Here is a 10,209-nt window from a genome sequence, read left to right on the forward strand (position 1 = left end):
CCCTGACCACGGCTAATGCGCCACAAAATGCAGCGGGGTGTACCGGGACTCTTAAGCCCTTAAAGAACTAAACCCGCTAACTGTTAGAAGGGGGACGGGAAACTAGGAGATCCTAGACCACAGTTCACATGCCGCAAGATACAGCGGGAGCAGCGGGCCCTTTAGCTCTTAAAGAACGAGACCCGCCAACCGGAAGACGGTTGACGGGTCAGTCGGCGTGGGTGGTGCGTGAGCTAGTGGCCGGTGCCGATTTCTAGGTGCATGCCCGGAACCGAGTTGATGAGGTTGCGGGTGTATTCCTGCTGGGCGTTTTCGAAGATATCGTCGGCGGTGCCCTGTTCGACGGCCTGGCCCTTCTTCATGACTACGACGTCGTCGGCCGTCTGGCGGACCACCGCGAGGTCGTGAGTGATGAAGAGATACGACAGGCTGAGCTCCGACTGCAGCTCCGCGAGGAGCTGAATGATCTGGTTCTGCACCAGGACGTCGAGGGCGGAGACAGCCTCATCGAGGACGATGACCTCCGGGCGCAGAGCCAGCGCGCGGGCAATGGCGATGCGCTGGCGCTGGCCGCCGGAAAGCTCGTTGGGGTAGCGGCGCATGGCGGAGCGAGGCATGGAGACCATGTCGAGAAGCTCGGCCACGCGGGCCTCGCGTTCCTTGCGCGAGCCCACCTTGTGCAGGGCCATAGGTTCCTCGATGCACTTATAAATCGAGTACATCGGATCCAGCGAACCATAGGGGTTCTGGAAGACCACCTGCATCTTGCGGCGGAGCTTGAACAGTTCCTGCTTCGATAACGTCGACGTATCGCGGCCCTCGAATTCGATGGTGCCGGAGGTCGGCTCCAGCAAGCCCAACACCATGTTGGCCACCGTGGACTTGCCGGAACCGGACTCGCCCACCAGCGCCAGGGTGGTGCCGCGGCGGATGTCGAAGGAGACATCATCGACGGCCTTCAGCAGCTTCTTGCCGCCGCGCTGGCCGCGGATATCGAATTCCTTGGTGAGGTTACGAACCGAGATGACCGGGGCCTGAGCCGCGGAAGATGAACCTGCAGCGGAATCTGCAGCGGTGGAACCAGACTCGGAGGCGGCGCCGATCGCCTCACCCGACTTCAGCTCCTTGGCCTCCACACCAGCTTCCTTGGCCGCGCGGATGCGGGAGGAGGCGAGGGAGGGGGCGGCGTCGACAAGCCGGCGCGTGTAGGGGTGCTGCGGGGAGCGCAGAATCTCTCGCGAGGGGCCCGACTCGACGATGCGGCCGCGGTGCATCACGATGAGGTGCTCCGCGCGCTCGGCCGCCAGACCGAGGTCGTGGGTAATGAAGAGCACCGCGTTACCCAGCTCCTCGGTGAGGTGCTCCAGGTGGTCCAGGATGGTTTTCTGCACCGTCACGTCGAGGGCGGAGGTGGGCTCGTCGGCGATGAGCAACTTCGGGCGTGCGGCCAGGCCAATCGCGATGAGCGCGCGCTGGCGCATACCACCAGAGAACTCGTGGGGGTACTGCTTGGCGCGGCGTTCGGCGTCGGGAAGCCCGGCTTCCTCCAGAAGCTCCACCACGCGTTCGTGGCGCTTGGAACCCTCCACCACGTGGTTGGCCTTGAGAGACTCCTCAACTTGCGTGCCGATGCGCCACACTGGGTTGAGGTTGGACATCGGATCCTGCGGGACCAGGCCAATCTTGTCACCGCGCAGCGATTCGAATTGCTTGTTGTTGTAGTGAGTGATGTCCTCGCCCTCAAAAAGGATCTGGCCGCCGGTAACCTTGCCGGTGCCCGGTAGCAAGCCGAGGATGGACATCGCGGTGGTGGACTTACCGGAACCGGACTCGCCCACGATGGCCACGGACTGGCCAGGGTAGATGGACATGTTGACGCCACGCACTGCCTCAACCACACCGGTGGAGGTGGTGAAGGAGATATGGACATCCTTCATTTCAAGAAGTGGAGAGTTAGTCATTAGCGCTTCCTCGCCTTCGGATCGAGTGCATCGCGGACGACGTCACCCATCATGATGAAGCTCAACACGGTTAGGCCCAAAGCGCCCGCCGGGTAGAACAGGACTGCCGGAGCGACGCGCAGGGAAGCCTGCGCGTCGGAAATGTCTCCGCCCCAGGACACGAACGTCGGCGGCAGGCCGATGCCCAGGAAGGACAAGGTGGCCTCCGCGACGATGTAGGTGCCCAGCGCCACGGTGGCGTAGGAGATGATGGGCGCGGCCGCATTCGGCAGGATGTGGCTGAACAAGATGCGCCAGCTCGACGCACCGATGGAGCGCGCGGATTGCACGAATTCCTCGTTCTTGATGGAGACCACCGCGCCGCGCGTGATGCGGGCAATGGAGACCCAGCCGAAGAGGCCGAGCACCAAGACCACCGTGACGATGGTGCGGTGCTCCTTGAACATCTGCATGACCACGATGGCGGCGAGCACCAGCGGGATGGCGAAGAAGATGTCGGTGATGCGGGAGAGAACAGAGTCGATCCAGCCGCCGAAGAAGCCGGCGATAGCGCCGATCATTGAACCAAGCACTACGACGAGCAGCGTGGTGAGGACGCCGACGGCTACCGACGCGCGCGCACCGTAAATCACGCGGGCGTAGATATCGCAGCCTTGGCGGTTGAAGCCGAAGGGGTGGCCTGGCTCGGCGGGGGCGAGGGACTTGGACAGCTCGCATAGGCGCGGGTCGGTGCTAGTGAAAAGACCCGGTGCGATGGCTAGGAGGATGGCCACGAGAATCATCACGGCCGCAATCCAGAACAGTGGGCGACGGCGCAGGTAGCGCCATGCCTCCCCCCACTGGGAGGAAGGCGCGGACTCGTCCTTGACGGCATCGACCGCGCCGAGACCCGTTTCATCGGTTTCCGAGACGAAGTGCTCTTGGCCCGGGTGGGGAGTGGTTTTCTCGAAATTAGGCATAGCGGATCCTCGGATCAAGTACGGCGTACAGGAGGTCAACGAGCAGGTTGGCGATGATGTAGATGATCACCAGCACGGTGGTGAAGGAGACGATTGTGGTCGGCTCACCACGCAGAATGGCCTGGTACATGGTGCCGCCGACGCCGTTGATACCGAAGATGCCCTCGGTCACGATGGCGCCGGTCATGAGCGCACCGATGTCGGCGCCGATGAAGGTGGCCACGGGAATCAGCGAATTGCGCAGCACGTGGCGGCGGGTCACCGCGCCGTTGGACAGCCCCTTGGCGCGGGCGGTGCGCACGTAATCGGCGCGCAGGTTCTCCGCCACGGACTGGCGGGTCAGGCGGATGACGTACGCCAAGGAGAGCGCGCCGAGCACCATGGCCGGCATGAGGAGAGACTTCACTGTGGCGTTAGCGCCGACGGTAACCGGCAAGACGCCCCACTTAATGCCCACGAGGTACTGGAAGACAAAGCCGATGACGAAGGAAGGCACCGCGATGACGAGCAGGGAGATGACCAGCACGGTGGAATCGAAGAAGCCGCCGCGGCGCATACCGGCGAAGACACCGAAGAGGATGCCGAAGACGGACTCAAAGATAATGGCCATGACGGTCAGCTTTACAGTAACCGGGAAGGCGTTAGCCATCACCTGGGTTACGGGAACCCCGGAGAAGGTCGTACCGAAGTCCAGCATGAAGATGCCCTTGATATAGAGCAGATACTGAATGATGAACGGCTTGTCGAGGTTGTATTCGGCCTCGATGCGGGCACGGGCAGCCTCGGTAAGGCCGCGGTCACCGCCAAGGGCTTCGACAGGATCGCCGGGCATCAAGAAGACGAGCGCATAGATGAGCAAGGTAGCTCCGAAGAACACCGGAATCATCTGGAGCACTCGGCGCCCGATATAGCGCAGCATAGTGTGGTCCTTTACTCGTTGTGGGGCAGGTGCTTGCCAGCGTCGGGACGCGGGGCATAGCTTACGAGAATTCTAATGTGTGATCCCACGCTTCGAGAAATCTATAGCGCGTTTCTAATCACACTTTGGGGGTGAAAACGCGGGGCGACCCCCGCTCCATGGAGGTTGCGGGGGTCGTGCGAAGTGGCCAGGGGTGGCGTTACTTCTTGGTGATGTTGTAGTACACCGGCTGGGACTTCCAGGAGAAGACGACGTTGTCGACGTTCTCGGAGTAGCCACCGGTGGCGTTGGAGTACCACAGCGGGATAGCCGGCAGGTCCTTGAACAGGACTTCCTGGGCCTCGGTGTACTTCTTGATGGCGTCTTCCTCAGAGGTGGAGGTCAGGGCTTCGTCGAGAAGCTTGTCAAACTCCGGGTTGGTGTAGTCACCGTCGTTGGAGGAACCGTTCGTCTTGTACAGCGGGGCCAGGAAGTTGGCCTGGCTCGGGTAGTCCGCCTGCCAGCCGGTGCGGAAGGCGGTCTTGATGGTGCGGTTGGTCACCTCATCGCGCAGGGACTTGAAGTCCGGGTACGGTGCGCCAACAGCCTCGATGCCGAGGGTGTTCTTGATGGAGTTGGTGGTTGCATCCACCCAGCTCTTGTGGCCGCCGTCGGAGTTGTAGGCAATCTCCAGGGTCGGGTTATCCCACTTGTTGAGCTTGTCGGCCTCAGCCCACAGTTCCTTGGCCTTCTCCGGATCGTACTCAAGGACTTCGTTGCCCTTGATGTCCTCGGAGTAGCCCGGCATAACCGGGGAGGTGAAGTCCTTGGCCGGGGTGCGGGTGCCCTTGAAGATGGTGTCCGTGATCTCCTCGCGGTTGATGGCATAGGAGATGGCTTGGCGGCGCAGCACGCCTTCTTCGCCGGAGTAGTGCTCGAGGTTCTCGCCCAAGGTGAAGGACTGGAAGATAGCAGTCGGCTGGTTCACTGCACGGTCGCCGAGGTCGGCCTCGTAGACGTCGAAAGCGGAGTCCGGAACGGCGTCGAGAACGTCGAGGTTGCCGGAGAGCAGATCGGCGTAAGCGGCGTCCTGGGAGGCGTAGAAGACGAACTTGATGCCGTCGTTCTGCGGGGTCTGGCCACCCTTGTACTCCTCATTCGGAACGACGGTGGCGTCCTGGTTGTGGTTCCACTCGGACAGCTTGTACGGGCCGTTGCCAATCGGGTTCTGGCCGAAGGCATCCATGTCTTCCAGGGCAGACTCGTGCAGCGGGTAGAACGCGGAGTAGCCCAACTGTGCCGGGAAGTCCTGCTCCGGGCTGTTCAGGGCGATGGTGAAGGTGTGGTCGTCGACGACCTTGAGGCCCTCCATCTTTTCGACGCCTTCCTCGAAGCCCTTGATGTTGGCAAAGAAGGAAGCGTTGAGCTGGTCGTTGGCCACGGCGTAGTTCCAGGCGTCCACGAAGTTCTTCGCGGTGACCGGGGAGCCGTCGGAGAACTTCGACTCCTTGAGCTTGACGGTGAACTCGGTGTTGTCGTCATTCGGCTCGATGGATTCAGCCAGCTCGTTCTGAGCTTCGCCGTCACCGTCGTAGTAGACCAGGCCGGCGTAGATGGAATCGACGATACGTCCGCCGCCGGTCTCATTGGTGTTGGCCGGGATGAGCGGGTTCTGCGGCTCGGAGCCGTTGACGGTGACGATTCCATCACCGGAGCCGGAAGCAGAGTCTGAACCGGAGTTGTCGCCACCACAGGCCGCGAGGGTGAGCGGCAGGGTAGCGACAGAGAGAGCAGCGAGTGTCTTCTTGAGCGTCATGTAGGGCTTAGACCTCCGTGGTGCGAAAGATGTAGAAAACCTGTGATGTTGGTTTTATATGAAGCTACCGCGTGGCTCGTCTCATATACAAGGAATTGAAAAATATGTCCTGTGATAAAAGCTATAGGGCGGTAGGTATTCTTTCTTAACCTGCGGTTTTGTCAACGAATTAAAAAAGTCCCCATCCCCCTGAGAGGGGTGGGGCACGGAGGGCGGTGAATGTTACCTATCTCGCAACCATTGGATAATGGTCTGAGTAAAACCATGCGGGTTCTCAAGATAGGGCAGGTTCTTGGACCCGGGGATAGTGGTGGCGGTGAAACCCCCACGGCAGCGCCGCGCCGCCCGCCGCGCAACTGGCCGCCACAGCATCTGATCGGCATGAATGAACAGCGTCGGGCACTGCACGGTGAGCTCGAGCCAACTCAGCGGAACCACAGCGGTACGCAGTCGGTGGTTCCAGATGATTCCCCGGCGGACGTTTCCTATGCGTGACGACGTCACGCGCAGGCGCAGGGCCTCCTCGCGCTCGGCGCCGTTGAAGGATCCGAGGGCGTCGAGATCCATCTCCCGAAGGTAGGTGGACTCCCGCAGTAGGAGTCTCGGGGCGCCAATTTTTCCCATGCGGCACAACGCTGCGCGCAGGAGGACCCACCCGAAGTCCCAGGGGCGTGCGGCGACGGCGCGGCGTAAATCTGCCGGGTGCGCTGCCGATACGGAGACCAGCCCGCGTACCCGTTCGGGCCGCTCGGTGGCCAGCGCCCATGCCACCGCACCGCCGGTATCCGCGCCGACTAGGTAGGCATCGTCGTGACCCAGTGCGCGGATGGCACCGCTGACATCACCAACCGCCACGCGGATATCCTGGCCGGGTTCGAGCGGTGGTTTATCGGACATGCCAAAACCACGCATATCGAGGGCGGCGACGTGGAAGCCTGCGGCGGCAAGCGGGGCAATGACATTCCGGAAGTCGAACCACCCACCAAAGGAACTATGGAGCAGCAGCACCAGCGGGTTATCCGGGTCGCCAGCGGTAGCGGCGTGCAGGCGGATGCCGCGCGTGTGCAGGAACTCGTGCTCAAAGGGGCCGTCAAGCTCCACTACGGAGGGCGGTAGGGGATTCATGGGCGGGCCTTTCGTGGGAAGGGTGCACAGAAGAAATCCGCCCTGAACGCATGTGCTCGGGGCGGGAGATTGAAAAGGACCTTAAAGGTTTAGGTGTAGAGGCCACGCTCGATGGACTTCTCAGCCTTACCCGGTACCAGCTTCTTGAGTTCCTTCGTGGACTCGATGGTCTTCTCCGGGGCCTTGACCTGCTTGACCTGCTTGAAGCCGATGAAGGCCACGACGGCGGCCAGGACGACCATGATGAGGAAGACGATCAGGAAGGCAGCCCAGCGGTCGAGCCACACGGCGAGCAGCTCCGCCAGGAAGAAGAAAAAGAAGAAGGAGCTGTACAGCGCCACGGTGCCGGCCACGCCGAACATGCCCGCGCCGATGCCGCCCTTCTTGGCAGAAGCAGCGAGCTCGGTCTTGGCCAGCTCGACCTCGGAGCGAACCAGCTGGGACATCTGCTCGGTGGCGTTGGATACGAGCTGGCCGATGGATGCTTCGCCACGGCGGGAGGTATCCGCATCGCTCAAGGGAATGCTGTCTACCTTCGGGGCGAACTTGTTGGACCCGTCAGTGAATAGTCCGTCGTTGCTCACGGTTAAATACTCCTACTGTTTTGTCGCAATCTATATCGGCCATAGTAATGAACTTTCCAGCGTTCATGTGGTGCGGCCCGCAAAGTGGGTACGGCGTTATTGTAATGGGTATGCCGCATTCTGACCCGCTGACCCCGCTGATGGCCCTTTCTGGGGTGAAGGATAAAGCTGCTTCTGCCGCCTCAGCGTTAGCGCGCGTGCACCGCCGGCCCGCGGGCTTGCGCAAGTTCGACGTCATTTCTTCAGAGTCGCTCTTGCGCGGTGCGCGGGCGGCCGCGGCGATCGACGGTGCGCCGCTTGAGGCTGACGGTATCCCGCCCGCGGTCAGCGCTTATTCCCTCCTTGCCCCCGAAAAACAGGCTGCTACCGTGCGCACCTTCGCGCGGGCTCCGCTGCAGATCCTGGCCAGCATTGATGTTGCGGCGGGTGGCGCGGGCCACCCTGATCAGAATCCGGCGGTGGCGCAGGCGCTAGCACAGCTCATCACGCGCGGGGCCGGTGTGGATTTTGACCGCTTGTTACCGGTGGTGCTGCACGCGGAGATTGCCGCGCGCTCGTTTTTCGGTGCGCGCAGCACAGTCGTGGCGCTCGTTGCCGCGCGCACCGCAGCCATCCATACCGGTTTCGATCCGCGGGGCTTTGCCGTGCCTGAGACCTACCTCAACCGGCATCGCGCGGACTACCGTGCGGCACTGGATACTTACGAGGAAGATCCGGCGGCACTTATCACGCTGCTTTTCGACGCCTGGGAAGCCGGCGCCCGCGAAGCCGACGGCATCGCGCAAGCGGCCTAATCACGCAGCTGCTGCCGCGCAAAGAAAACACCGCCGACCACGAGGGCCGCTATGCCGGCCACGACCGCTGAGCCGATACCGAACTCGCGGGCGCTGGGCGCGGTGAAGAGCGGAACGGGGTGCTTAAACGTGCGGATTTCCCAGTCATGGGCAAGGGCATGCTTCTTTAACAAGCGGTCTGGATTCACGGCAACGGGGTGGCCAACCTGCTCTAACATCGGGATATCCGTGGCGGAATCGGAATAAGCAAAAGATACGTCGGGGTCGACGTTGAGCTGTTTAGCCATGCGGGCTAAGGCCTCAGCTTTTGCGGCGCCTTTGCAATAAAACAGAATCTCTCCGGTGAACCGGCCGTCTTCCTCGGCGAGCTCGGTGGCCACGACGTGCTCGATGCCCAGCTCCTGTGCGATGGGCTCGACCAGCACGCTTGCCGACGCCGAGATGATCACCACCTCGTGGCCGGCGGCGCGGTGGGCGTCGATAAGCGCGCGTGCCTCCGCATAAATGGCGGGGGTGACTACTGAATGCATGGTCTCCACCGCGATGTCGTGGACTTCCTGAACGGACCAACCGGCGGCCATGGCGGCGAGCTGATCCCGGGTGGTGTCCATATGCTCACTGCTGTGCCCGGCGAGCATATAGCTGGCTTTGGCTAAAGACAGCTGGAGCGCCTCGGCATGGGTGATGAGACCGTTGTGCATGAATTCGCGGCCGAAGGCATAGGCAGAGGACGTGGCAATGATCGTTTTATCCAAGTCGAAGAACGCGGCCGCGCGGGTGGCGCCGTCAGTGGGAAAAGAAGTACCGGTCATCGAGGAAGGCCTGCCGTCTGTGTGCGAGTTACCCTGCTCATCGTAGCCTCTTAGCAGGCAGAATCGGGAGTGCGCAAACATATTGCCAGAAAACTCACGGAATGTTGGATTTCGCTGTTGTCATCTCTTGGTTCGCGTGCCATAATGTCATGTGCAAGGCCCCGATATACAGTGCGGCCTGCCCCGGCGCACCCCCCCGATGCCGGGTTACCGATGGCCCGCGCACACCCCCCCGAGGCGCGGGCCATCACCTTTTTCTTTTAAGCCAACATGCCCCCAGTCCCAGTGTTGCCGTGGCATTCAGATATGTGACTAAGGTCGTTGCACTCGTAGAGCTGGCACTCTGGAATTATCCTTGATCCACGTCGCGGCTTCGGGATCAATGAATTTCGCTACCATGTGGATAGCGTTATCAACAGAGTCAAGATGTGCGATTTCACCAGGGATATTGTGTTGTTGGACGATTGATTCGTGGTGAGAGCACCTGTTTCTCATTTTGTAAATAATGACTACAAGTTCTTCGAATTGCTGTCTGTCGTCGGGTTTTACCTTCAATGCCTTTTCTATCTGCGGCCAGATGCTCGCCTGATAGTGGCTACTTAAGAGGAAGCGCCAGAAATCAAAACTGAGTTCAGCGATGATTTTTCCTGGTGGTGCTTTCCTCCCTCCGGCTCTCTTCATTGCTTTGTGGATGCTCTTGGCTGCTTCACTGCTGAAATTTATTCGATGGTTGTCAAACCACCGTTCGTCGTATCTGCGCGTTAGGGCGGTGTGGATGCAATTGCGGAGGAGCACTTCGAGATGCTCAATGTCGGCGAGATAGGTCTTTGTAAGGTGAGTATTCCAAAGGTATAGCGCTTCTGGAGTTGGATGGGCAGCATAACGGCTCATACGCGCAGATGAAAACCACTGAGATAGTGGTAGTAGGGCGGATTCTGGATTATTCATTATGGATATGCTAGTTTTTCTGTTGAAAGCCTCGGAACGATCCCTGCACTACAAAAGTAGGAGTAAATCGCCGGGGTTATTGATGTTTTTGGCTTTCCCTAAGCCTAAGCCCGTTGTATGGCTTGTGAGTTTTTCTTAGGACACGACGTGGCGGGTTCCCTGTGAATTGTAGGCTTTAAACCCCGTTAAATTTGTTTAAACGTCATCAAAACCGGCGTCTATAGATGAAAACTGCGGCTTAAGGGACATTTCGTGTGGATTTGCGGCGTGTCGCACTAAGGGACATTTCGTGTGGATTTAGGAGCGTCCGGC

The 10,209-nt window shown here is 60.5% G+C and carries 9 protein-coding genes; 1 reads left to right on the top strand and 8 read right to left on the bottom strand.

The annotated features are described in order from the left end of the window. Positions 1 to 233: 233 nt before the first annotated feature. The 6 genes from QP363_RS12365 to QP363_RS12390 form a co-directional block, all read right to left on the bottom strand. Positions 234 to 1,961, bottom strand: a complete 1,728-nt coding sequence (locus QP363_RS12365) for an ABC transporter ATP-binding protein (RefSeq protein ID WP_070711065.1) — start codon at positions 1,959 to 1,961, stop codon at positions 234 to 236. Continuing rightward, positions 1,961 to 2,920, bottom strand: a complete 960-nt coding sequence (locus tag QP363_RS12370; RefSeq protein ID WP_070711066.1) for an ABC transporter permease — start codon at positions 2,918 to 2,920, stop codon at positions 1,961 to 1,963. The genes QP363_RS12365 and QP363_RS12370 overlap by 1 nt, the downstream gene beginning before the upstream one ends. Next, complete coding sequence (locus QP363_RS12375; RefSeq protein WP_010189948.1) at positions 2,913 to 3,839, bottom strand: ABC transporter permease; 927 nt, start codon at positions 3,837 to 3,839, stop codon at positions 2,913 to 2,915. The genes QP363_RS12370 and QP363_RS12375 overlap by 8 nt, the downstream gene beginning before the upstream one ends. 199 nt (positions 3,840 to 4,038) lie before the next feature. Next, positions 4,039 to 5,634 (bottom strand): ABC transporter substrate-binding protein, encoded by a 1,596-nt coding sequence (locus QP363_RS12380; RefSeq protein WP_070711067.1) that lies wholly within the window; start codon positions 5,632 to 5,634, stop codon positions 4,039 to 4,041. A 222-nt stretch (positions 5,635 to 5,856) separates the two neighbouring features. After that, positions 5,857 to 6,759 (bottom strand): alpha/beta fold hydrolase, encoded by a 903-nt coding sequence (locus QP363_RS12385; protein ID WP_070711068.1) that lies wholly within the window; start codon positions 6,757 to 6,759, stop codon positions 5,857 to 5,859. 89 nt (positions 6,760 to 6,848) lie between these two features. Continuing rightward, positions 6,849 to 7,343, bottom strand: a complete 495-nt coding sequence (locus tag QP363_RS12390) for a phage holin family protein (protein ID WP_070444132.1) — start codon at positions 7,341 to 7,343, stop codon at positions 6,849 to 6,851. A 104-nt stretch (positions 7,344 to 7,447) separates the two neighbouring features. On the opposite strand from QP363_RS12390, the gene QP363_RS12395 reads away from it, so the two are divergent. Then, positions 7,448 to 8,137, top strand: coding sequence for an oxidoreductase (locus tag QP363_RS12395; protein WP_070711069.1), 690 nt, complete (start codon positions 7,448 to 7,450; stop codon positions 8,135 to 8,137). Here the strand turns inward: QP363_RS12395 and QP363_RS12400 are convergent. After that, positions 8,134 to 8,949 (bottom strand): HAD family phosphatase, encoded by an 816-nt coding sequence (locus QP363_RS12400; protein ID WP_070711070.1) that lies wholly within the window; start codon positions 8,947 to 8,949, stop codon positions 8,134 to 8,136. The two genes, QP363_RS12395 and QP363_RS12400, sit on opposite strands and share 4 nt — an antisense overlap. Positions 8,950 to 9,261: 312 nt before the next feature. Next, a complete protein-coding gene (locus QP363_RS12405; RefSeq protein ID WP_070444124.1) occupies positions 9,262 to 9,897 on the bottom strand; it encodes an Abi family protein in 636 nt (211 codons plus the stop codon). Between the last annotated feature and the right edge of the window lie 312 nt (positions 9,898 to 10,209).

The organism is Corynebacterium sp. UMB6689, assembly GCF_030215295.1.
Taxonomy (GTDB): Bacteria; Actinomycetota; Actinomycetes; order Mycobacteriales; family Mycobacteriaceae; genus Corynebacterium; species Corynebacterium aurimucosum.

What these genes read in the sequence shown, in the direction of transcription:
- QP363_RS12365 (WP_070711065.1), bottom strand. Translation starts at nt 1,961, where the DNA reads ATGACTAACTCTCCACTTCTTGAAATGAAGGATGTCCATATCTCCTTC.
- QP363_RS12370 (WP_070711066.1), bottom strand. Translation starts at nt 2,920, where the DNA reads ATGCCTAATTTCGAGAAAACCACTCCCCACCCGGGCCAAGAGCACTTC.
- QP363_RS12375 (WP_010189948.1), bottom strand. Translation starts at nt 3,839, where the DNA reads ATGCTGCGCTATATCGGGCGCCGAGTGCTCCAGATGATTCCGGTGTTC.
- QP363_RS12380 (WP_070711067.1), bottom strand. Translation starts at nt 5,634, where the DNA reads ATGACGCTCAAGAAGACACTCGCTGCTCTCTCTGTCGCTACCCTGCCG.
- QP363_RS12385 (WP_070711068.1), bottom strand. Translation starts at nt 6,759, where the DNA reads ATGAATCCCCTACCGCCCTCCGTAGTGGAGCTTGACGGCCCCTTTGAG.
- QP363_RS12395 (WP_070711069.1), top strand. Translation starts at nt 7,448, where the DNA reads ATGGGTATGCCGCATTCTGACCCGCTGACCCCGCTGATGGCCCTTTCT.
- QP363_RS12400 (WP_070711070.1), bottom strand. Translation starts at nt 8,949, where the DNA reads ATGACCGGTACTTCTTTTCCCACTGACGGCGCCACCCGCGCGGCCGCG.
- QP363_RS12405 (WP_070444124.1), bottom strand. Translation starts at nt 9,897, where the DNA reads ATGAATAATCCAGAATCCGCCCTACTACCACTATCTCAGTGGTTTTCA.